This is a genomic window from Undibacterium sp. Ren11W (assembly GCF_049340485.1).
In the GTDB taxonomy this organism is placed as follows: domain Bacteria; phylum Pseudomonadota; class Gammaproteobacteria; order Burkholderiales; family Burkholderiaceae_D; genus Undibacterium.
The window spans coordinates 1,430,701-1,453,615 of the sequence record NZ_JBMPPB010000001.1 but is presented as its reverse complement, the minus strand read 5'-3'; the positions used below and the strand labels follow the sequence as shown (position 1 = coordinate 1,453,615).

The 22,915-nt window shown below is 48.0% G+C and carries 23 protein-coding genes; 19 read left to right on the top strand and 4 right to left on the bottom strand.

The annotated features are described in order from the left end of the window. The first annotated feature begins 11 nt into the window (after positions 1–11). From ACO0K8_RS06495 to ACO0K8_RS06475, 5 genes are all read left to right on the top strand, one after another. The gene (locus ACO0K8_RS06495; protein WP_422945803.1) at positions 12–827 is read left to right on the top strand and encodes a polysaccharide deacetylase family protein; all 816 of its coding nucleotides are present in this window, start codon (positions 12–14) and stop codon (positions 825–827) included. Next, positions 828–1,832 carry a sterol desaturase family protein gene (locus ACO0K8_RS06490; RefSeq protein ID WP_422945802.1) on the top strand — a complete coding sequence of 335 codons (1,005 nt, stop codon included), beginning with the start codon at positions 828–830 and terminating at the stop codon, positions 1,830–1,832. After that, positions 1,829–2,641 (top strand): EI24 domain-containing protein, encoded by an 813-nt coding sequence (locus tag ACO0K8_RS06485; RefSeq protein WP_422945801.1) that lies wholly within the window; start codon positions 1,829–1,831, stop codon positions 2,639–2,641. The genes ACO0K8_RS06490 and ACO0K8_RS06485 overlap by 4 nt, the downstream gene beginning before the upstream one ends. Positions 2,642–2,868: 227 nt before the next feature. Further along, complete coding sequence (locus ACO0K8_RS06480) at positions 2,869–3,654, top strand: competence/damage-inducible protein A (RefSeq protein WP_422945800.1); 786 nt, start codon at positions 2,869–2,871, stop codon at positions 3,652–3,654. A gap of 29 nt (positions 3,655–3,683) precedes the next feature. After that, positions 3,684–5,009 carry a TAXI family TRAP transporter solute-binding subunit gene (locus ACO0K8_RS06475; protein WP_422945799.1) on the top strand — a complete coding sequence of 442 codons (1,326 nt, stop codon included), beginning with the start codon at positions 3,684–3,686 and terminating at the stop codon, positions 5,007–5,009. A gap of 11 nt (positions 5,010–5,020) precedes the next feature. Here the strand turns inward: ACO0K8_RS06475 and ACO0K8_RS06470 are convergent, their stop codons facing one another. Further along, positions 5,021–5,251, bottom strand: a complete 231-nt coding sequence (locus ACO0K8_RS06470) for a DUF3820 family protein (protein WP_422945798.1) — start codon at positions 5,249–5,251, stop codon at positions 5,021–5,023. 150 nt (positions 5,252–5,401) lie between these two features. Here ACO0K8_RS06470 and ACO0K8_RS06465 point away from each other — a divergent pair, with 150 nt between their 5' ends. The 6 genes from ACO0K8_RS06465 (at position 5,402) to ACO0K8_RS06440 (ending at position 11,099) form a co-directional block, all read left to right on the top strand. Beyond that, positions 5,402–7,126: a M14 family zinc carboxypeptidase gene (locus tag ACO0K8_RS06465; RefSeq protein ID WP_422945797.1), complete on the top strand. Its 1,725-nt coding sequence runs from the start codon at positions 5,402–5,404 to the stop codon at positions 7,124–7,126. Positions 7,127–7,143: 17 nt separating this feature from the next. Continuing rightward, a complete protein-coding gene (locus ACO0K8_RS06460; RefSeq protein WP_422945796.1) occupies positions 7,144–7,353 on the top strand; it encodes a hypothetical protein in 210 nt (69 codons plus the stop codon). A 218-nt stretch (positions 7,354–7,571) separates the two neighbouring features. Beyond that, positions 7,572–7,787, top strand: coding sequence for a hypothetical protein (locus tag ACO0K8_RS06455; protein ID WP_422945795.1), 216 nt, complete (start codon positions 7,572–7,574; stop codon positions 7,785–7,787). 413 nt (positions 7,788–8,200) lie between these two features. After that, complete coding sequence (locus tag ACO0K8_RS06450; protein WP_422945794.1) at positions 8,201–9,559, top strand: GGDEF domain-containing protein; 1,359 nt, start codon at positions 8,201–8,203, stop codon at positions 9,557–9,559. A 78-nt stretch (positions 9,560–9,637) separates the two neighbouring features. After that, the gene (locus tag ACO0K8_RS06445) at positions 9,638–10,459 is read left to right on the top strand and encodes an SAM-dependent methyltransferase (RefSeq protein ID WP_422945793.1); all 822 of its coding nucleotides are present in this window, start codon (positions 9,638–9,640) and stop codon (positions 10,457–10,459) included. 253 nt (positions 10,460–10,712) lie between these two features. Beyond that, positions 10,713–11,099, top strand: coding sequence for a hypothetical protein (locus ACO0K8_RS06440; protein WP_422945792.1), 387 nt, complete (start codon positions 10,713–10,715; stop codon positions 11,097–11,099). A 70-nt stretch (positions 11,100–11,169) separates the two neighbouring features. Here the strand turns inward: ACO0K8_RS06440 and ACO0K8_RS06435 are convergent, their stop codons facing one another. From ACO0K8_RS06435 to ACO0K8_RS06425, 3 genes are all read right to left on the bottom strand, one after another. Further along, positions 11,170–11,802: a DUF2242 domain-containing protein gene (locus ACO0K8_RS06435; RefSeq protein ID WP_422945791.1), complete on the bottom strand. Its 633-nt coding sequence runs from the start codon at positions 11,800–11,802 to the stop codon at positions 11,170–11,172. A gap of 258 nt (positions 11,803–12,060) precedes the next feature. Continuing rightward, entirely contained in the window at positions 12,061–12,816 is a 756-nt protein-coding gene (locus tag ACO0K8_RS06430) for a hypothetical protein (RefSeq protein WP_422945790.1), read from the bottom strand. Positions 12,817–12,952: 136 nt separating this feature from the next. After that, complete coding sequence (locus ACO0K8_RS06425; RefSeq protein WP_422945789.1) at positions 12,953–13,468, bottom strand: DUF6160 family protein; 516 nt, start codon at positions 13,466–13,468, stop codon at positions 12,953–12,955. A 1,330-nt stretch (positions 13,469–14,798) separates the two neighbouring features. Between ACO0K8_RS06425 and ACO0K8_RS06420 the strand changes: the two genes are divergently transcribed. The 8 genes from ACO0K8_RS06420 to ACO0K8_RS06385 all read left to right on the top strand — a co-directional run bounded on the left by ACO0K8_RS06420 (position 14,799) and on the right by ACO0K8_RS06385 (position 22,893). Next, the gene (locus ACO0K8_RS06420) at positions 14,799–15,314 is read left to right on the top strand and encodes a DUF6160 family protein (RefSeq protein ID WP_422945788.1); all 516 of its coding nucleotides are present in this window, start codon (positions 14,799–14,801) and stop codon (positions 15,312–15,314) included. Between the two features lie 190 nt (positions 15,315–15,504). Beyond that, a complete protein-coding gene (locus ACO0K8_RS06415; RefSeq protein WP_422945787.1) occupies positions 15,505–16,260 on the top strand; it encodes a hypothetical protein in 756 nt (251 codons plus the stop codon). An 11-nt stretch (positions 16,261–16,271) separates the two neighbouring features. After that, positions 16,272–17,093, top strand: coding sequence for a DUF6160 family protein (locus tag ACO0K8_RS06410; RefSeq protein WP_422945786.1), 822 nt, complete (start codon positions 16,272–16,274; stop codon positions 17,091–17,093). A gap of 385 nt (positions 17,094–17,478) precedes the next feature. Then, positions 17,479–18,240 (top strand): C39 family peptidase, encoded by a 762-nt coding sequence (locus ACO0K8_RS06405; RefSeq protein WP_422945785.1) that lies wholly within the window; start codon positions 17,479–17,481, stop codon positions 18,238–18,240. 64 nt (positions 18,241–18,304) lie between these two features. Then, positions 18,305–19,360 (top strand): transporter, encoded by a 1,056-nt coding sequence (locus tag ACO0K8_RS06400; protein ID WP_422945784.1) that lies wholly within the window; start codon positions 18,305–18,307, stop codon positions 19,358–19,360. Between the two features lie 15 nt (positions 19,361–19,375). Further along, complete coding sequence (locus tag ACO0K8_RS06395; protein ID WP_422945783.1) at positions 19,376–21,001, top strand: OmpP1/FadL family transporter; 1,626 nt, start codon at positions 19,376–19,378, stop codon at positions 20,999–21,001. A gap of 88 nt (positions 21,002–21,089) precedes the next feature. After that, the gene (locus ACO0K8_RS06390; protein ID WP_422945782.1) at positions 21,090–21,626 is read left to right on the top strand and encodes a DUF2059 domain-containing protein; all 537 of its coding nucleotides are present in this window, start codon (positions 21,090–21,092) and stop codon (positions 21,624–21,626) included. A gap of 196 nt (positions 21,627–21,822) precedes the next feature. Then, the gene (locus tag ACO0K8_RS06385) at positions 21,823–22,893 is read left to right on the top strand and encodes an ABC transporter substrate-binding protein (protein ID WP_422945781.1); all 1,071 of its coding nucleotides are present in this window, start codon (positions 21,823–21,825) and stop codon (positions 22,891–22,893) included. The last annotated feature ends 22 nt before the right edge of the window (positions 22,894–22,915 follow it).

Below are 22,915 nucleotides of genomic sequence, written 5' to 3'. Positions count from 1 at the left end.
ACCAGGTGACGATGAGGCCCCGCAAATCTGTTGTGCTCGCTACGCTGTTCAGCCTGATGGCGGCGTTTTCTGCTGGCTCGGCGCAGGCCTCGGCAGCGAGTAGCTGCAAGGCCACTATCTACCTCAGTTTCGATACCGGCAGCCAATCGCAAGCCGAATTCATTGCCCAGACTTTACGTCGCCATCGTATCAAGGCCACGTTTTTTCTGGCGAATGAAAAAACTGTCAACGGCGATTATTCTTTGGACCCGGCCTGGGCTCCCTACTGGAAGCAGTTGCTGCAAGATGGCCATGCTTTCGGCAGTCACAGCTTTGATCACGTGTATTTTTCGCGCGATTTGCCGGATGGCCGTGTTGAAGTCAAACCGCAGTTCGGTGCGCAAGCCGGTAAGAAATTAACTTGGACGGCGCAGCAATATTGCGATGAGTTGCGTCGTGTCGATCAGCGCTTTATGCAATTAACCGGCGCTAAACTTGATCCGTTTTGGCGCGCACCTGGCGGCAAACTTAGTGCTCAGCTTGAGACAGCCGTGCTCAGTTGTGGCTATCGCCATGTAGGCTGGTCGCTGGCTGGCTTTTCTGGCGATGAATTGCCTAGCGAAAGCTGGAGTAATCCGGCTTTGCTCAAACGTGCACTGGACGGTTTAAAAGACGGCGATATCTTCATGGCGCATCTGGGTATCTGGTCGCGCAAGACGCCGTGGGCACCCGAAAACTTGGAACCTTTAATCAGTGGGCTGGAGCAAAAAGGCTTTTGCTTTGCTACACTGCGGGAACATCCTCAGTATTCCCAAAAAAATTCCCGCACAAATTCCCCGAATAAATAAATGAATTTTTCAGATCTGTTTACCAGCGTGCAAGCCTGGATTTTTGAAGTTATCGTACAGCCTTTAGTATTTCAAATCGGCCTTGGTGAGTTCGTCGAAGATGCCTTTCACGGTGTCGAATGGTTTTTGATGGGCGTCTGCGAATTGTTGGTGCTGTATATGGTGTTGCGGCCCTTGGAAGCATTGATACCTGTGCATAAAATCACCGACCGCTCGGCGCGCTGGAATGATTTTATTTACACCGCCTTGCACCGCTTGGGGATATTTTCGGTGGCGATCTTTTTGCTACTCGATCCCTTACTCGATAGCCTGACTGCCGAATTGCATCTGCAAGGATTGAACCCGTTTAATTTGGAAAACATCTGGCCAACAATGTTGGACTACCCAGTGCTGCTGTTCTGTATCTATTTGCTGGTACTGGATTTTTTCGATTACTGGTATCACCGTGCCGAACATCAGTTCAACTGGTGGTGGGCGCTGCATAGCCTGCACCACAGTCAGCGCAATATGAATTTGTGGAGCGACAATCGCAATCACCTATTCGACGATATCTTGCGCGACATTTACATGGGCTTAATCGCGATTGCAATCGGCGTTCAGCCTGGTCAATATGTGACGCTGGTAGTGGTCTCGCGCATGTTGCAAAGCCTGCAGCATGCCAATGTACGCATCCATTTTGGCCGCATAGGAGAATATTTACTGGTCTCGCCGCGCTACCATCGCACCCATCATGCGATAGGCGTAGGTCACGAAACGCATGGCAAGGGCAGCATAGGCGGACATAATTTCGCGGTCTTGTTCCCGATCTGGGACGTGTTGTTTGGCAGCGCTTTATTTCTCCAGGAATATTCCATGACCGGCATTCGCGATCAATTAGTCGCGCCAGAAGGCCGTTCACGCGATTATGGCCGCGGTTTTTTTTCACAACAATGGCTGGGCATCAAACGTCTGTTCGGGCGCGATGGCCCTGAAGAGCAGGCTAGACCACACCAGGAAACACGATGAATTTAAGCGCGATCGCCAGTGCGTGGGGCAAGGCACTGCTGGCACAATTTCACTTTCGTATCTTGCTTTTGAGCCTGCTGCCGTTTTTCTTGTCGCTGGCCTTGTGGGGCGTGGCCTTGTGGTGGGGCATGCAGGATCTGATCGATTTTATCCAGGCGTTTTTTGTCGCCCATGACGGTTTTAAAACTAGCGGCGAACTCTTGGCATGGACTGGCATGTTGGCGTTTAAGACGGTGATCGTGCCTTTAATCGCGATGTGGTTGCTGCTGCCTTTTATGGTTCTAAGCTCTTTATTGGCAACCGCGCTGATCGCCATGCCGGTGATCAGTCGCCACGTCAGTCGCGGTGCCTATTCAGACTTAGAACAACGCCAGGGCGGTTCTTGGTTCGGCAGTTTATGGCATTCGCTCAGTTCGTTTTTGATTTTTCTGCTCGTATGGCTGCTCACTCTGCCGCTGGTGTTGCTGCCGCCCCTGCATTTTGTACTGCAGCCCTTGTTGCTAGGGTGGCTCACTTACCGCGTGATGGCGTATGATGCGCTGGCTGAACATGCAGATGCGGCCGAGCGGAAACTGCTAACGCGCCAGCACCGCACGCCGTTTCTGATCATGGGCACCATCTCTGGCATCATCGGTGGTGCACCGATGTTGTTGTGGTTGGGTGGCGTGATGTCCATCGTGTTCTTCCCGTTTCTCGCTGGTCTGGCAATCTGGTTGTATGTGCTGGTATTTATTTTTACCGGACTGTGGTTCCAATACTATTGCATGGCTGCCTTGCAGCAGCATAGAAACAGCACTGTAACTGTATAAAGAAGCGGTAAAAAAAAGCGGTAAAAAAAGCAGCGTAGAAACCGTGCCGCTAAAATGAACAGCAGGCAGGCCGGAGGCGCATATTCCATGCGGCAGTTGGCGGCATCTGGCCTGCAGAGCGCATGGAATATGCGCCCTGGGCTTGCCTGCTTTTGAACGTGATTGCATAGTCACAGCTTCTGGCTTTTTCTCTGTTTTTTTCTTGTGGGCTTCCCTAAGGAGTGAATATGGCAATAGGTCTCATCATCATTGGCGACGAAATTTTATCCGGCAAGCGTAGCGATAAGCACTTACCGCATGTCATAGAGTTACTGACGGCGCGCGGTCTGCAACTAGATTGGGCCGAGTATATCGGCGACGACAGGGCGCGCATTGTCGCCACCTTGCAACGCAGTTTTGCCAGTGGCGATATCGTGTTTTGTACCGGTGGCATAGGTGCGACGCCGGATGATCACACCCGTCAATGTGCTGGCCTGGCTTTAGAGCTGCCACTGGCAATACATCCCGAGGCGAAAAAACTGATACAACAGCGCATCCTGGAAACCGCGCCAGATAGCGCTAGCGCCGTTAATCTGGATAGCCCGGAAAACCTGCACAAGCTCAATATGGGCAAGTTCCCGCAGGGCGCTGAGTTGATACCCAATCCCTACAATAAAATCCCCGGTTTTGCGATCCGGCAGCATTACTTCGTGCCAGGGTTTCCGGTCATGGCCTGGCCTATGCTGGAGTGGGTACTCGATACCCATTACCCCCATCTGTTTCATCAAACCCCGTATGCCGAACAGGCGGTGCTGGTGTTTGAAGCGATGGAGTCCACCCTGACGCCGATGATGGAAGCGCTAGAAGCCAAGTACCTGCAGATCAAAGTGTTCAGCCTGCCTAGCGTTGGCGATGCGAATATCCGTCGGCACATAGAGCTGGGCGTCAAAGGCGAACCGACTCAGGTGGCGGCCGCGTTTGCCGATATGCTGGCAGGCTTAGATGGTTTTCATGCCGAATATCAGCCCGCCTGATACTCTGCCCCCACTATTAGCCCTTAGCCATGTCGAAAATTAAATTCACTCTGTTCTCCTTGCGCGATCTGTTAATCGCGTTTGGCCCTATGCTGCTGATGATACTGGTGGTGGGTGGCTTGGCGTATAAACTGGTTGATCCGGCACCACCACGCCAGATCGATTTTATTACCGGCCAAGAGAATAGCGCCTATGAGGCTTACGCCAAGCGCTACGCCGCAGAAATGGCGAAGAACCAGATCAGCCTCAACTTACAGGCCTCGCAAGGCTCACAAGAAAATCTGGATAAAATTAGCGACCCCGATTCGGTGATAGAAATCGGTTTCGTACAGAGCGGCTCTACCGATGAGGCCGAGGCGCGTAGCAAGGGTTTAGTGTCGCTGGGCAGTTTATTTTATGAGCCTATCTGGATTTTTTACCGCGACAAAAAAGAACTCACTAGCATCACCCAATTTAAAAATAAAAGGATTAATGTAGGCAGCGAGGGCATGGGAGGAGCTAGGTTGTTTAAACAAATTCTTGATGTCAATGGCATGCAAGAGTCGGATGTGCAGCTCTCGCGGCTCGCCAATACTCCAGCCACCGTGGCACTGCTAGATGGCAAGATCGATGCCCTCATCATGAGCTCGGCACCCGATTCGCTAATACTGCAAATGCTATTGCAGACGCCCGGCATACAGCTGTTTGATTTTACTCAGGCCGAGGCATACAGCCGTCGTTTCCCGTTTTTATCGCATGTGGTGCTGCCACGTGGCATTGTTGATTTCGGCAAAAATATCCCTTCGCGTGATGTTCATTTGATCTCGCCTACCGCTACGCTGGTGGCGCACGAGAGCCTGCATCCGGCGCTGATAGGACAATTGCTACAGGCCGCGCAAAAGATACACGGCGGCGCTGGCTGGTTCAGTAAGCAGGGCGAGTTTCCGTCTGATCGTTACAGCGAGATCCCGGTGGCTGCACAGGCTGAGAAATTCTATAAAAATGGCCCACCATTTTTTCAGCGCTACCTGAGCTTTTGGCTGGCCAATTTTGTCGAGCGCATGTGGGTGGTGTTTTTAGCGGCCGGTGCGCTGTTTCTGCCACTGTCTAAAATCATCCCGCCACTGTACGTGTGGCGCATCCGTTCACGCGTGTATCAGTGGTATGGCAAATTGCGTCTGGTCGAGCAGGCGCTAGACGAGGTGGCGCCAGAACAGCGTCAGCAAGTGGCGCAACAACAATTAAAAAATCTTGATGAGATAGAAGAAAAAGTCAATCGCATCTCGATACCGCTCTCGTATGCCGAAGAGTTGTACGGCCTGCGCAGTCATATCAACTTTGTCCGCAAGCGGGTACAGAGTTTGATGAACCCTTAGCTGAACTGAGTTTAGCGCGGGCGCGGTGCCGTTTTTCCGCGCAAGGGTACCAGCAATGCACCCAGATTATTGTGATCGATCTCATACATCAAGGCCAGTAATCTGCCGATCTCGCCCTTAGGGAAACCCTCGCGCGCGAACCAGCCCAGATAATGCCCGGGCAAGTCGGCAATCAAGCGCCCCTGATATTTGCCGTAAGGCATTTCACGGCTGACGAGTAATAAGAGATCTTCGGCTTGCATGGTAATTTCAACAGTGCTTAGGGCAGGGAGCGCCAATGTACCCGATTTATGCTGCTTGCGTCACAGAAAAGCCTAGCATTTCTCTACCAAATGCTACAATCTGCGCCACGATTTTCTACCCGATATCTATAGCAAAAAGAAAGTGCCGCTATGTCCGCCATCTTCAATCATACCGCCAGTTCTGCCAGCGTCTATCCGACGCCCTACGAGTTAGGTAATCAGAATCAAACCAGCACTTGGGAACAATGCATCCCGTTTTACCAACAACTGGCTGCCGCGTTCCCGCAGATTTTGCAGTTTGCCCAGATCGGCGTCTCCGACAATGGCATCCCCATGCATGCCGGCGTGATCAGCAGCGATGGCGTATTTGAACGTGCGCAGATCAAGGCCGCAGCGCGGCCAGTGTTTTTTAATAACAACGGCATTCATCCGGGCGAACCGGAGGGTATTGATGCCTGCATGGCCTTAGTCAGAGATTTTTGCACCCAGCCAGAACGTCTGGCGGCGCTCGGCACGACCGTATTTTTATTCATCCCGATTTACAACGTCGATGGCTGCTTGAATCGGCAAAATACCTCACGTGTCAATCAAGATGGCCCCGAGTTATTTGGCTTTCGCGCCAATGGCCGCAATCTCGATTTGAATCGCGATTTTATTAAATGCGACAGCCTCGCAGCGCAGGTATTTAATCAGTTTTTCACTAGCTGGGACCCGGATGTGATGGTCGATACCCATACCTCCAACGGTGCCGACTACAGCTATACCATGACGCTGATACAGACCCAGGCCGATAAGCTCGGCGACGGTCTCGGCCCCTTTTTGCGCAACAGCATGCTGCCCGCGATTTACCAGGAGATGGAGCAGCGCGGCTGGCCCACTTGCCCCTACGTTAATCCGGTAAAGCTGACGCCGGATGACGGCATAGAAGATTTTTTAGAAGTGCCACGTTTTTCTACTGGTTACGCCGCTCTGCATCACTGCATAGGTTTCATGCCCGAAACCCATATGCTTAAACCCTATGCTGATCGTTATGCCTCTATGCGCACGCTGGTCGAGGTAGTGCTGGAATTTACCGTCACTAACGCAGCGCAGATCCAGACTTTGCGCGCCGCCGCCAAGCTAGCTGCCAGCCAAAGAAGGCAATGGCCTGTGCAATGGAAGGCCGATCACAGCCAGGTATCGAGTTTTCGCTTCAAAGGTTATCAAGCCGTGTATAGCCCCAGCAAACTGGGCAATTACACGCGCCTCTCGTATGACCGTAGCCAGCCCTGGGAAAAAGACATTGCCTACTACGATCACTTTGTCGCGGAGACTGTGATTGCTACCCCCAAGGCCTACCTGATACCGCAAGCCTGGCGCGAAGTGATACAGCGTCTGCAATGGAATAAATTGGAACTGCACACCCTCACTGCCGACCAGACCATGCAGGTGCAAAGCACGCATTTTAAAAATATAGGCTCGCGTAGCACGCCTTATGAGGGGCATATGTTTCACGATGCCGTCGAAATCACAACGCAGACTGACACTGTTCTGGCGCGTGCCGGTGATGTGTTGGTGTATCTGAATCAGGAAAATGCCCGTTACGCAGTAGAGACCCTAGAGCCGCAAGCACATGACAGCTTTTTCAGATGGGGTTTTTTCAATAGCGTGCTGGAGAAAAAAGAAGCTTACTCAGATTACGTGTTTGAAGACAGCGCACTAGAGATGCTGGAGCAAGAACCGGAACTCAAAGCCAAGTTTGCTCTCTGGAAGACCCAAAATCCTGAGCTATTAAACGATCAGGATGCGGTATTGGGATTTATCTTCAGCAAGGGCAAACGCCATCACGAGCCAGAATGGCTGCGCTATCCGGTATTTTCTGTGTTTGACATTTAAATATTGAGAGGCTAGCCGTGATCACGCTTTACGAATATATGCAGCAACCGCGTTTTTGGATAGCGCGTGACGAAGACGGTTATTGGCTGGTGCCTGCGCGCGACGATGGCTGGAGCGAGCGCAGCCCCTTTGTCGGGCGCGTGAGTAATTTACGTGAACTCAAGGATCTCGATGGCATCAAGCTGGGCTTGCCGCCGCAATGCCCGGATGATCAAGAGTTGCGATAAAAAATCAGAAGACAGCGCGGCGCTGGTATCAGCGCAGGCGTATTGCTACGATGGATTTTTCTGCGTGTGTTGTAGAGATGCCGCACTAAAGACGCATGGCCTAGCTGTAGCTCAGATGCGAGCCGAATAATATTTCTCTCATGACTACAAAAATGCACTAGAATCCTCTGTTGCAATTTATTACAAATTATTTCCACGCATAAATATTAAGCTTAAAAATGTCAAAATTACTCGATTACCTCAACACCCTGGACAAAGATGCCGCAGCACGTGAAGCGCACGCCAAAGACCCAAAAGCAGCGATGAAAAAGTTCGGATTAACGCCAGAAGAAAAAGCGGCTGTGATGTCTGGCGATAAGAAAAAGATAGCGGATTTATTGGGAATTTCTGCAGATGCGCTTCCGTCTATTAAAGTAACAATTTCGTCATTTTAAAATTAATGAAAATTCTGCCGATAGAGTTGAGGGCTTTTTTTCTTAAGGGGTTCTTAATTATTTCGATAGCATTTGGATTTACTCATCCAATAAATACCTATGCAGAAGCGAATAGTGCGATTGATGTTCTTTTAAAAGAGGTAAGCGACGATTTAAAGGTCGCGCCTCAAAATGCTTCTCAAACGTTTGAAAAATTACGTCAATTTGAGAAAACATTTAGCGAAAAACAAAAGCAAAAATATTATTTGCTCTTGGCGTCTTCGTTCTCTTTTACAAGCAAGTATAAAGAACAAGTTGCATTGGTTAAATCGATTATTGATCAAATTAAAGATCCAAACGTCCGCGCTGGATTTATCTATTTATTATCTGATGGATATAATAGTCTTGGTGATTACGAGAACGCCCTAGTTGCAATGAACGAGGGTATTTTGTTGCTGCCAAAGTTAACGGATATTAATAGTGTCGTACAAATATTACAGGCGGCAGTTGTATTAGATAATTCACTGAAGGCTTATGATGAATCAATGCAATATGCTGAACGTATGTATGCTCTTGGTACAGATAGTTTTAGCGTCGCAAAATGTACGGGTATTGCAGATATTATCGAAATCAATTTTTTGCGAGGCGAAAACGACCGTGCGCGATCTCTAGTGCCGGAGGCAATTAAAGTCTGCGATGCAACTGGTAGCAAAATTATTACGTTGATGATCAAAGCAATGGCTGCAATTGATTTGGTTGATTCAGGATCGGCCGAATTAGGTATAAGTGCAGGGATTCCTTTATTGCTCGAGTTTGCAAAATCGAATCAGACTTCAGATTTTGTGACTCAATTAGAGGACGCGATCGCTCGCGCATATCTAAAAAAGAATGATCTTGTGCAAGCTGAGCGTTATGCTTTGCAAGCATATCAAAGTGCAAAATTGGAAGATGTTGTTCAGCTTATGGAAAAGTCTAGCGAAACCTTGGCCAAGATCAAGCGCGCCCAAGGAAATATGGCAAGTGCCCTCGACTATTACGACATCAATCTGGCGCTGAAAAAGAAGGTCTTGGATGATCAGTTGCATAAAAATCTGGCGTATCAAAGGGTTAAATTCGATACCCAGGACAAGGCCAATCAACTCACTTTGCTGGAACAAAAAAATAAAATTCTGCGCACCGAGAAACAACTCGAGCAAAAGAATAACCAAAATCTGCTGATGTTGATTGCCCTCGGTGCCATCCTGATGGCGGTACTCGCTGCCTGGAGTTTTAAAACCCTCAAACAAAAAAATCTATTTCGCCTCTCTTCGCAGATAGACGGTTTAACCCAGGTGAGTAATCGCAGCCATTTTGTCGCCTGCGGCATGCAGCAGTTTGACAAAAGCGCCGGCAGTATCAGTGTGATTTTGTTTGACATGGATCACTTTAAAAACATCAACGATAGCTTCGGTCATTCGGTCGGCGATTGGGTGCTGAAATCGGTCAGTGACAAGGTCAAAGCGCTCTTGCCCAAAGCCGAGATGCTGGGGCGTTTAGGCGGAGAAGAATTTGCCATCTGCCTGCCTAAGTTCGATCAGCATCAGGCGCTGGCGCTGGCCGAAAGCTGCCGCGCCGCGATTGCCGCCATCGACAGCAATCCCAGCGGTTTTGCCTTTCCGATTACGGCCAGTTTTGGGGTCGCCAGCTGCGGCATGCGCGAATTAAAAGAATTTGAAGATACATTGGCGGCCGCCGATAAAGCCCTGTATTTCTCCAAAACAGAAGGCCGTAACCGCGTCTCGCTGTATCAATAAAAATGGCAGGCTAGGCCTGCCATTAAGTGTCGCTATCAATCGCAGTATCAATCAATCACTTCCTCACATTTTAAGATTATGAACACAGCAAAAATCGGCAAATTAATTTGCGTAGGCACAGGCATGCGCATGGCCGGGCAGATGACGCCTATCGCCCTGAGCCATATAGAAACAGCCGATGTCGTGATCGCCGCGGTGCCGAATATTTTTGCACGCAAATGGCTGCAGGGCGTCGCCAAAGAATACATCTGCCTGCTCGGCCATTACAGCGATTGCGATGTAGACGGTAAAAACCGCCGCGATACTTATATACGCATGACCGCAACTATCATGGAGCATGTGCGTGCCGGTAAGACGGTGTGCGCCGCTTTTTACGGCCACCCAGGTATATTTGCTTGCATTTCGCATATGGCGATAGCGGACGCGCGCGCCGAGGGTTTTAGTGCGGTGATGGAGCCGGGGATCTCGGCCGAAGATTGTCTGGTGGCCGATATCGGCATCGATCCGGCCAAGTTCGGTATGCAATCTATGGAAACCACCCAGTACATGATTTATCAGCGCAAGATTGATCCGTCCGCGTTGCTGATCTTGTGGCAGCCGGGCCTGGCGGGCGAGCTGAGCATGAAACGTTTTGACACCAATCAGGCCCGTTTGCAGATTTTGGTCGATAAGCTGGCGCGCGATTATCCGCTAGATCATGAGGTGATCTTGTACGAGGCCGCCACCCATCCCCTAGAGGCAACCCGTATCGATAGGCTGATGCTAAAAGATTTGCCGTATGCGCGCTTGCAGCAAATCACGACGCTGGTGATACCGCCAGCCTATGCCTTGCAAATCGACCAGGAGATCGTCGATTTACTCAATGCCACGACGATAGCGCCATTAGCCGACGCTGCTTAGTTTTGAAAATGGGCATAGGCCGCTTGCGCATAGTCCATGCGGGTTTCCAGCCTGCCTGACCTGCAAGGCGCATGGACTATGCGCGTCTGGCCAGGTCGTTTTGAAAATCAATAGTTGCCATGCTGATCACTATTGATTTTTCTGAATTCATGGATTTTTTGATGCTGAGCAATTAGTGCTTTGAATTTATGCCGACTTTATTTAGAATCAGACGGGTCAGACAAAGTGGTTTGTCTTAACGAGGAGATATGCGATGAAGAAAATGATAAAAAATACGGTAGTTGGTGCGGCTTTGTTGGTAACTTTGTCGCTGGCTCAGGCGCAAGCGCCTAAGGCTGCGGTCGATATTTCTATGGACGGTATCTTTACTGCGCTTACTTCCAGTAATGATTTGCAATACACTGTCGATACCCTGATCGCTCACGGTGCCAACTTGCATACGGTGGTGTCTATCGCCGCTGCAGCCGGTATCCCGCAAAACAAAGTCCAAGATCTGCAAGTGTGCGTGAATGAAATCTCACCTGACGTTAAAGTGCTGAGCGCAACTTGCTTGCGCCCACGCTCGGTGCAGACCGCGTATGCCGCTGGCATGAACGATCCACTGAATTATTTGCCAGCAACTGCGGCGGGTAAGCGTTAATTGAGATTATTCTTTGTATGCAAAAAGGCAACCTCGGCTGCCTTTTTTATTTTTGGTGGCGCTATGCCGTTTAATTTTGTTCCGTTTTAGAGTCGGGCTTCTTCACAATCGGGTTTGCGCTGGTGGCCAGGTCTTTTTTCATCGTTTCGCTCTCATCGCTATCGATCGATGAGTCATCCATATAGCGCTCTAGCAGCTCAAAAAAACGCTGGTAAAACTTCCCGGTGGCTACTGTTTCGCTCGATACCTTGACCAGCGCATCATCGCTAGCACCGAAAGGCAGCGAGACCGAGCCAAAACCACCCACCCCTAAGCTGGCGTTGCTGCTCTTTTTGAGGGTGTAGCGATCCAGTACCGCATTGGCAAACACGCTGCTGCTATTACTGCCTTTGCCATCTTTAGCGCAGACCACGGTAAAATCGATTTCTACATGGACATCGCTATCGCGTTGAAATTTTCTGCGACCTTTGATATACGAGGACTTGGCGTCGTAAATTACATAGCCCTGGCTCAATAAGGCTCGCCTGGCCGCTTCGCACGCCGCTGTTTCTGAGCCGGCAAAGGTGTTAGAGAAGACGTTGCTAGCGCCAAATTCTTCTTGCTGTAAGGTGACAGATTTATTTCCAGCACAGCCGGAGAGTAGGGCGATAGTCGCGACTGCCATCGCCACGCGGCGGGTGCCGTTACCTAAGAATGAATACATACAAAATTTCCTGCAAAAATCTAAATGAACTGGTTTTATTGCGTCACGAATTTTACGGCATTTGCCAGTTAGGCGGGCGCTTGCACGAATAGTTCAATTTAATTGAGCAGAGAGTGAGGCCAGACTGGCGCGGGGTTTTTGCTATTGCCAGTGGGCGGTTGACATACAGCGCGCAAAATATAAAAATGCAGAGAGGTAGAGTTGACCTGAATGGTTATCTCTGCGGCTCTGCAATACGGTCATTTTGCGCGATAAAAATTAATGTGATTTGATGGTCAGCGTGGTGCCACGCAAATCGATGCCCTTGATGTCTATGCTGCCAAAGCTGGGTCCGGTACTGCCTTTGATGCGGATGTTTTCAAACTTCATTTCACCAATAGAACTTGGCAGATTCAGCGTGATAGAACCATCTTTATTGATCACGGCCGCCGCATTGGCTGAGTCGTAGACCACATCCGAGATAGTGGTTTTGGCATCGAGCATCATCAGCATGGGATTCATTAATTTGGCGACGCTGCCCAAGACCTGTAGACCCGGGTCTTTACGCTGTTGCAGATTGACTTGCTGATGTTGGGTGTTCTGAAAATTGCGGTTATTGTCGTTTTGCGGGTTCAGATTGAGGGCGTCGTTGAGGGTGTCATCGAGTATACCCTGGCCCGATATTTCTGAGAGCTCTTGCTCGGTCAGTGTGCGCCAATTGTTTTGGCCCTGGCTGTTTGAGGTTTGCGTTAGCTGCGTCACCGGTGCTGGCACCACGGCGGCATAGGCTTGGATCGGTGCCAGTAAAGAGCTGGCAATGGTGGCGGTCAAACGCAGGGTGCGCTGCTTGCGCAATATGCCTTGTATCTGGCGCTGGGTAATCAGATTCCACTCGGCGAAAATATCACCTAAGCGTTGCCCGGTCTCTTTTTGTAACTTGATCGCCTCTGTCAGTTGCTCTTCAGAGATCAGTTTTTTACTGATCAATAATTGACCAAGCAGAGATTTTTTTTGATTTTGTTTAAGCCATTCCATGGTATCCACCCGTCATGATTTGCATGATTTGTATTATGCGCCAGGCCAGCGCTGGTTGCTACCAACAGAAGATGGCGGACATCAAGCTAAGTCGATGTCCGCCATCTTCTGGCTATACTTTAGTCGAAACTAAAGATTAGTGAGCCCAGATATACACTGTAGTGCCTTGCAATTTGATGTCATTCATAGCGAATGAACCATAAGATGCTGCGCTGTTACCCATTTTGATAGAAGCAACGGACATGTTCAACTCATGACCAGCAGCCACAGTGATTTGTGGAATAGCGATTTTTACGACATCGCCAGCTGGCATGAAAGCAGCTAAACCAGCACCACCAGTAACACCCAATACTGAGTTAGGGCCACTTGCGGCGCTAGCGTCAGCTTGGAAAGTTGCGTTGTTGATGATGTCGATAGTCGCAGCGAATGAACCTGTGATAGCGATGTTGTTGAAGCTTACAGAACCACCAGCAGTATCAGTGTCTGTGTAGACAAAAGAACCGACATTGATGTTCAGGTTGGCGGCGATAGATACACCGTCTTGACCGCTGACTTGGCTCAGATCGGAATCTTCGATTGTTGTCATGGCAGATGCTGCCATTGCGAAAGAAGACAAAGCTGCTGCGAGTGCGAGTTTTTTGATCAGTTTCATAGTAAATCTCCAGTTATTTAATTTAGTTTTCTAGGTTTTTTTACTCAAGCAAACATGATGTTCTATGTCGCTTCGGAAGACATCTCGCTTCACAAGGCGCTGGCTATTAGCGTCAGTGTTGCTAGGTGTTGCAAGAGATTTTGCGTTTTGCTCCGTCTCGCTGCATCACGTAATAAAGATTAATTGAATTGTTTTTACACTCACAGATTTTATTTAGAATATTTATTCCAGATTTCTGGTGGGTAATAAATTGCGCTCATTTTTTGAAAAAAACTGTCAAAAAAATAGATCAGCGGTCCGCACTGTTTTCTCTATGATCGCGTTACGCTTTGACGCCATTGAATACATAGAAATGCTAAAAAAAAGCACGCGTCATTCGTTTCTCATAAAAAAAACAACAACAGAAAAATCATCAGAAAAATAGCTGAGATTTCGGCTTGCTGATTTTTTTTGTATGCTGTTCGTCTGCAAAAAATGCAGAAGCCTATTTACCTAATTGGGAGCGCTCATTCATCAGATTTTAGGCAAATAGATATTTGCCTTGTCTTTGCTTGGTCCCGGCTTTGGCAATGATTGGTTTGGCGCACTGAAAATAATTGAGTAATTGCTTGGCTATCAGGTCTTATTTATTAATGCTCGATAAGCGCGGTGAAAGTACATAGACCGCTTAAAGAATAGACGGAGTAATCCCCACGTCAGAATGAATTTCTGTAGTGGCTTGAGCTTAATTGATCCAGGCTTTTTTTATGATGAAGCGATGGACGATCTTTCGACTGACTCATTTTTTTTGGTTAGATATCTGGCTATTTACCGATTTAAAAAAAGTACAGATCAATTTTTTGATAAGTTTTCTTGTAAATTTTCTTGTAAATATTCTGCTCAGAAACTTTCGCACATCATCTGTTTATGCATGTTGTTTTTTTTCTTTGTATTTTTTTTGATTTAACTGCGATTTTTGATTCTCGTTATTCGCTGAAAATTTCATAGATAAAAGCGGGTGAAATTGATAGGTTAAAAGGGTCTGTTTTATTTTAAATGCGTGCATAAATTTATCGCACGCAGGAAATATCCGAGTAAATACTCTAAATAAAATCTGTGAGCGCAAAAACAATTCCATTAGTCTTTATTACGTGACGCAGCGACCATGATTTAATTCAAAATCCGTTGTGTAGCCGAGCATCAATGACTGTGGAGCGCATGGTCTGGCATCGCAAAATGTTTCCAAAAGACGCATTGAGCAATGTGTTCGTTGAGGTAAAAGTTTTAAAGATACTTAAAAAAATTCAATAAAAAATTTAAAAATAAATTTAATAATAACTGGAGACTTACCATGAAACTGATCAAAAAACTCGCACTCGCTGCAGCTCTGTCGTCTTTCGCAATGGCAGCATCTGCCATGACAACAATTGAAGACTCCGATCTGAGCCAAGTCAGCGGTCAAGACGGTGTATCTATCGCCGCTAACCTGAACATCAATGTCGGTTCTTTTGTCTACACAGATACTGATGCTACTGGTGGTAAAGTAAGCTTCAACAACATCGCTATTACAGGTTCATTCGCTGCCACTATCGATATCATCAACAACGCAAGCTTCCAAGCTGATGCTAGCGCCGCAAGCGGTCCTGCATCCGTATTGGGTGTTACTGGTGGTACTGGTTTAGCTGCTTTCATGCCAGCTGGCGACGTCGTGAAAATCGCGATTCCACAAATCACTGTGGCTGCTGGTCATGAGTTGAACATGTCTGTTGCTTCTATCAAAATGGGTAACAGCGCAGCATCTTATGGTTCATTCGCTATGAATGACATCAAATTGCAAGGCACTACCGTATATATCTGGGCTCACTAAGCTAGATAGTTAAGCTCTTTTTTGAGAGCTAGCTAAAGAAAAGAGGCGACGATCGATGCGAATCGAAAGCCGTCTCTTTTTCTGACATATCTTTGCTTTTGCGCTACGCGCTTTTAACACTTGCGATGTTTCTTTTGCTGGATAGGTTTGATCTGTGAAAATCATGCGACCAAGAAAAAACAGATTTTTGATGTTGACTTGCCTCTGCGCCAGCTTGACGTTTTGCGTTGCGGCCAGAGCAGAATCATTAGAATTATCCGAGCAAGAGCTAGCTGACGTGAGCGGTCAGGGCCTGACTATTTTAAGTAATAGCAGTTACAACGGGCTGGATTTTTCGCGCATTACACTTAATGCCGATCTCACTCTCAACGCGAATTTTAAGAATGTAATTTTGGGTCAGTACAACTATGCGCCTAACAATGGCCTGGGTGCTGATATCAATATGCCGGCATTGCAATTTGGTCGCAGCGACGGCACTGCCGCGCAAAGACTGGTGCAAATATCTAATCCGTACCTCGAATTTGTCTACAACAATGCCGGCGGCGTTGGTAATAGCCAGGTAGTCGGATTGCGTGTTGGTTTTGATGGGATTTCTGGTGACATCGGTATGCGCCTCGCCTCACTGAGCGGTTCTATGTTGGTCGATGGTGGCGCCGCTGGCGTGCTCGATTCAAATATTGGTAGCGGTAAACGCTGGGATGGTAGTTGTCCGACGGGCGGCTCTGGCTGCCTGGCATTGTCGCAACTCGGTGGCGTTACTGCTGGTAATGCTGCTGGTCCCAGCCGGGATTTTTGGATCTCTATGTTGAGCGCACCGGTGCAGTTTCAAGCTGCCGCTGGCATGGCTCAACCAACTTTGGCGCAAACGGGTGCCTGGCTAAATTTTCGGGATAGACTGACGGCAATTGTCGGTGCGCTGCCACCGAATCTGGCGCTTGGCCGCTAGAGTCTGAGTTCATGAACCTCCTTCACGTCCTCCGGGCAAGCTTGCTGTGTCCGGTATTTGCCGCAAGCAGCGTAAGCGTCGCCGCAAATCTGCAGACACTCAACGATGATGCTCTGTCCGACGTGCAGGGACGTGATGGCGTCTCTTTTTTGCTCGGATTGAATGCCAATATCGGGTCAATCAATCTGGGTGTCTATGATAGCGACAATAACCCCGCTTCCATCATATTAAATAAAGTCGCATTGACCGGAACCCTAGGCGTTAAATTTGATATTTTGCCCAGCGTTCCTGGTATGCCTGATCTCATCAATATCTCTTTGCCTGACATTGCCAGCGATTATCCTTTGCAGTATGCCTACGATTTGGAGATCGTAGCCAATGGACGCAGTTTAGGCACCAGTGTGACGTATCAAAATATGTCTTACGTGGGCAGTAGTATGCAATGGACGACCTCAGGGTCTGGCGGTCTGGCGTTTGGACTTGCTTTGAAGATGTCGGCGGAAAATATTTTTTTGCAGCCGAACGGGCGGGGCAATAGCAGCGGTCAGATGGCTGTGAACGGGTTTAAAGTGAGCAATGCCGACGGTACTGGGACGCCTTGGGTGATCGCCGATGTGGCGAGTCAGCCAGGTTCGTTCAGAGTCGTTAATGATGCCAATGGGAATTCGAGTTTTCAGATGGGGATCGCTTGGCCAGATGTACAAAAAGATGCACCCGCTGGCAGCCTGCATGTTGACAATATTAGCTTCACCACACCTACCGGCAAGGTCGATCTTGGCTCTAGTAGCATAGGCTCTATGCAGATTCAATACCTGAATGTGAAGTTTAAATGAGCCTGAAATCAGCGAAAATTTGTCCGGATTTATTCTGGTTTACTCCGTGAATGCTAGTAGATTTTAAAAGTGTGCATCCCTGAGGCTCACCTCTAAAATCTAACTTGCGAATTGTTTGATATGCACGTTAGTGTTGAGTGTCATTTACGTAAATGGAGTGGGTGTGTATTTTTTTTGTGTTGCGACTTGACCATAGAGATCAGGCGCTACGCGAATGCTGTAATTGATGCCATTGAATGAGTTCAGTTGGTGATGTTGAACAAATATAAGATTAAAGAGACAGTATGAAAAGCATCAAGTGGATACAGTTTTCCGGTGGGCACGCAGCGAGCTTGTCCTTACTGAATTTGCAGGTAGCGAGCACGATAGTGGCTGGTGTGCCGTTATGCTGATGCTGTTGGCTAGTTTGGTCGCAGTCCTAGTCGGCGGATCTGCAATTTGGTCGAAACATGAACCACTAGACCGTCCTCAAAATCAATTCGAATTACAGCAGGCTGGCGTCGGTGGTGGGCCGATCACGCAGTCGGTCGTGATGGAGCCGTTCTCCGAACTTAAGTACAAGCACATCGCGCGTCAGGCCTTTGATTATAGTTGTGGTTCTGCTGCTCTAGTCACGATACTGAATTTCCACTTGGGGTTGACTGTGACAGAGCAGGAAGCGATGGAGGGAATGCTGGAGCGCGGCGAGAAAGAAAAAATTATTGCACGCCGCGGTTTCTCTTTGTTGGATATGAAACGCTACGTCGCCTCTTTAAATATTGAGAGCGCGGGTTTTCGAGGCGAAATAAAAGATTTGTTGAGCTTAGAGCATCCGGCTATCGTTCCTATCGATTACGCTGGTGCCAAACATTTTGTGGTCTTACGTGGTGTGCGTGATGGCATCGTATTTATAGCTGATCCATCTGCGGGCAACATCGTCTTCTCGCTCAAAGAGTTCGCGACTCTCTGGGATCGCAATACCCTCTTCATCGTTTATCCGCCTAAAAATCGCCCAATCTTGGGGCAACTCGCACTGTCCGATATGGAGCTAGGCGTCACTGACATGGACAGAGTCAAGGATAAGGGGCAACTACAAATGATGAGCACAGTGCTGCCGATGGAGCGCGTGATTAACGGCTACGGTGGCATCTCGATTATTCATCGATGATGCGAATTTCATAGAGTCTATGCGTAAGCAAACAAAATTATTTATTAGGTCACCAGGAGTTTTCATGAAGTTTCATACTATGTTGGGTTTGCTTGCTGTTGCCGTTGCCATGCCAGTTCAGTCTCAAGAAACATCCACAGTTAAGAGCCCTGCTACAGTGGCAGCACCGACTGCCGACGCTGCCAAAGCAGGGGATGCCGCGGCACGCGAAGCACTGGCAAAAAAAGAAGGAGATGGCGATCAGGCGAGTTTGCTGAAGCAAACACTGACATCGGTTGATAAGGATTACACCCTGATTAAAAAGGGCGCTTTTCAACTGATTTATGATCTCAATTACGCATACATAGGTCAGGATAAAATCAATACTGATTTGTCTTCGGGAAGTGCCACTTTGTTTAATATCGAGAATGTTAACTCGCACACGTTAACGAATACATTTTCTCTTGATTACGGCTTGTTAAATAATTTAACGGGTAACTTTACTTTGCCTATCGTGAGTAAATATACCCAGTCACAAGTGTTGGATGGTACCTCCAATTCATTTGGTGATATGAGTTTTGGTGCCCGTTTTCAGCCGTTCGAGGCCAAACGTGACTCCACCTCGATAACCGCGAATGCAGGTTTACGCCTGCCTACCGGCACTAGCCCATTTAAAGTGGTTGCCGGGAGTGGAATCGCTACCGGTTCCGGTGTGACTGCTTTTAGTGGAGGCGTGAACGTGAATAAAATCGTTGACCCAGTGGCGATTTTTGGGTCCTTTAACCTGACCTATAGTCGTCCAGCCACGAAATTGAGCCAGGTAATGGGGTCCAAAATCCTTACCGAAGTAAGACCTGGACTGACTATGGGATTCGGCGCCGGTTTTGCTTATGCACTCTCGTATGCAATTACGACCTCGGTGTCATTTCAGGAGTCTATCGCGGCGGGCTCTAAACTGCGGTTCACTGATGGTGTAAATACCTATGCTGTCCATACTACGCCGCAGACTTCTGGTGTTTTGAGCTTGGGTTTGGGTTATCGTATCTCGCCAAAAACCACTCTCAATACCTCGGTAGGCATAGGCTTGACCGCCAATTCGCCTAATTTTACTTTGGATATGACTTTGCCTTTGTCGTTTTAATCAGGCGCTATTGTCATGACTACTTTAAGAGTATCTGGCTTGCTAAGGCAACGCTTGCTGGTCACTTGCTTGCTCGGTCTTGGTGTGCTGCCAACGGCGCGTGCCGATTTGACCGATAACCTGGTTGCCAGTCCAACCGCGATGTCCCTGGGGAATGCGGTTACGGCTGATCCTCCGGGTGTCGAGTCTATCCACATGAATCCTGCTGGTTTGGCACGCATGGAAGGTAATACCAAAACCGATAGTGTGTTCATCGCTTCGATACGCACGAAAGCATCGTTTACCTCGGCTCCAGATCTGAATTTAGGTGGTTTTAAAGATGACCCTTTAAATGGTACTCATACCGGTCCTGTGCGTCAGGCTATGTACATTCCGGTAGTCGGCGTACCGCACTGGCGTTTGCCTGCGGTAGTCGTTCCTGGTATGGGATATACCTGGAACGAAGCCGGTTCTCCGTTTACTTTTGGTACCCTTACTTATTTGTCTATGGCGTTTACGATAGACCGTACTCAGGATAAAAATGATCCTGGTCGTTATCAGGGTAAGTTGATGGATATTCAGCGCCTGGTCTATCTGTCCCCATCGGTGGGTTACAAGGTTTCAGATACCTTGAGAGTTGGTGTCTCTGTACCTATTGCCTATGCAAACTTCGCAATTGATACCGATATGCGCTTCCCAAATAAACTTTTGGGGACGGTAGGGCAGTTACAGAAAGGCGTTTGTCCCGAAGGTAATTCGAATGTCATAGATAATTTTTTTTTCGGACTATGCGCGGGTGGCAAAGAGGGCATGCTAGATCCGTTTAAAAAAGCAGCGAGTTTTAAAGTCGACATGACAGCGCCGTTTGAGCCCACCATTAATCTGGGCGTTTTATGGGAACCTAAGAGCTGGTTTGGGATGGGCCTGGTGTATCAAGGCGGAAGTAACACAACTTACAAAGGTGAGTACGAATTTCATACCGATCCTATGCTGAGGCAATTTGTGAAAGGCATGAATTCAAGTTTGCTTGGCCCTATCGCCGGTGCCATTGTTGGGTTTCCACAGCAAATTCCCGAGATTCAAACTGGTAGTGTGATTTCTTCGATTAACCATCCTGCTCGCGTGCAGATGGGGATTAAAGTCAAGCCGCTCGATTTTCTGCAATTTAATATGGACATAGGTTACGCCGATTGGTCGAAGTGGAAAACGGTCACCTTGAAATTTGATCAGGACATCGCTTTGCTGCAAATGGGGCGTCTGTTCGGGGTTGCTAATCCGCGTGAACTGACCTTGAATATGGGCATGCAAAACGTGATCAGTTATGGTTTTGGTATGCAAGCACAGGTGACTGATAAGTTGGCGTTACGCCTTGGCTATGAGCCTCGTAAGAGTTCGATTCCGGCTGATAAAATATCTCTGTTTTCTCCTATGCCAGACACCAAGCTTAAGAGTGTCGGTTTTCAATATAAATTCGATAGTGGTGCAGTGATGAACGTTGCCGCCAGTTACTTAAAGGGAACCTATAACGTTCCTGCCCGAACCGATTGCAATCTAAATTGCGATAATTTTTTCAATTTGATCTACAACCCCTATGCGGGCATGGATGTGAAAGGTGATTTGATTGTGCGCTATTTTGGGATGAGCTATACGCATCCGTTTTAATTAGATTTTTGCAGTTGTTAGTACCAATCTTTGTGTTACAGGTGAAGGCAGAGATTTTTATCATTATTTAATTTATGGAGTCGTTTTCATGTTTAGATCAGTAATAGCCATGTTCGTTATGAGCCTGGCGGCCAGCGCAAATGCACAAGCTACAATTTCACCGGCAAAAGAACAACTTATTAATCGGATTTTACAATCCTGGCATGTGGAAAATATTGGTCTGACTATGTTGCAAGAGCCGGTATCCGAATCCTTGCGGCAATCACGCTCCTTATTACAAGGACGTACTTCGGCTGAAAAACAGGAAGCGACGATGAAGGAAATTGGTGAGTTCGCCAAAGAATTTTATGCTGAAACGACGCCACTAGTGCGCGCTAGTGCGCAAAAATTGATACCGTCTACTGTTGTACCTATCATGGCAGAAAAATTTAGCGAAGAAGAATTGCGGCAGATTGTTGCCTTACTAGAGTCGCCAGTGAAGAAAAAATTTGAATCCTTGATACCAGAAATGCAAAGCGCATTAGGTAAGAAAATCGCGACAGACACTGGGCCTGCGATTGATCCAAAAATTCAAAATCTAAAGCAACGCATAGGTCTAAGCATGCGCGCCGCTATCGCCCCTTAACGCTGTATTTTTTGTTAGGACAAGCCGAGCGCGACAGTGAAGTACGCGCCGGTTTTGTCACGTCTAAATTTTGTTCCTGTGAGTCGAATGACAGCAAGCATATAGCTAGTCAAGGTTTTTGCAGGGAGTGTAGTAGCTCGGCTGAGGTCGATGATATTGACGAAATGTGAAAATTTTTTATTCTAGGGGAAATGAAATGAACAAAATTGTGAAAATGATCGCGTGTCTCGGCCTGGTCTGCAACCTGCCTGCTCAGTCTATGGAATTACTGCCGCCTTCTACGATGGACGTTGTGCATACGTATAAAATAGAAGTCTTGCAAGTGACCGATATTGAACCCTATCAACAGTCCTTGGATGGCTTCTTAACGACGCTTAAAGATAATGGTCTGGTGCTGGGAGAGAACCTGCAGATTAACCGTGTGAAGTTAGATTTCAATATAGAAAACGGCAGTTTTTGGGATAAATTCGGGGTCTTGCTCAGGCTCAGACAGGAAGCCGAACGCATCACTATGGCAAAACCAGATCTGGTGTTGACCATAGGGTCGGCCGCCACCAAATATACCCGATCCATACTCAGCGATGCACATATCCCCGTCGTGTTTACGGCCGTGGCCAACCCAATTGATGCAGGTTGCACCTCTCTGCAAGATGCAGGGGTAGGCGTGACTGGCGCTACCTTGTATATGGATATGGCGGAATCGATGCGGGTAGTTCATCAGCTTTTCCCAGAGGTGAAAAAAATAGGTATGGTGCATAGCGATGATGTCAATGGCGTGGCGCACGTTGAGAGCGCCCGAGTCAGTGCCCAGCATGAGGGAATACAAATATCGTCCAAGCTTGTCGATAAAGCGGACAGCATTATTCCTTCAGTTAAAGAATTATTGGACAACGGTAAAGGCGCGCAAATGTATGCGGTGCCGCTAGACACTTATTATGGCTTGCGTAAATATGAGCCAACTCTGGATTTAAGCGACTTTGGTGCCGAATACAATCTCCCTATCGTCAGTTTTGCCATGGTACGCGTACCGGGCGCGGTCCTGTATATAGGTGCTGATTTCGGGGTGGTCGGGAATTTATCCGGAGTACAAGCGATTAAAATTCTCAAATCGCATAAAAAACCAGACGTCCTATCGATCTTGAAGCAACAAAAACCCATCGTCTTGATTGATCCTGAACGGCTAGCTGCATTACATATTTCTTTGCCGGAATCAGTGCTGCAGACTAAGTCGCTGCGCCAGGATGGACTATGGGCGCTGAATAATTAAGTCAGCTCTGATCGCAGGCTTA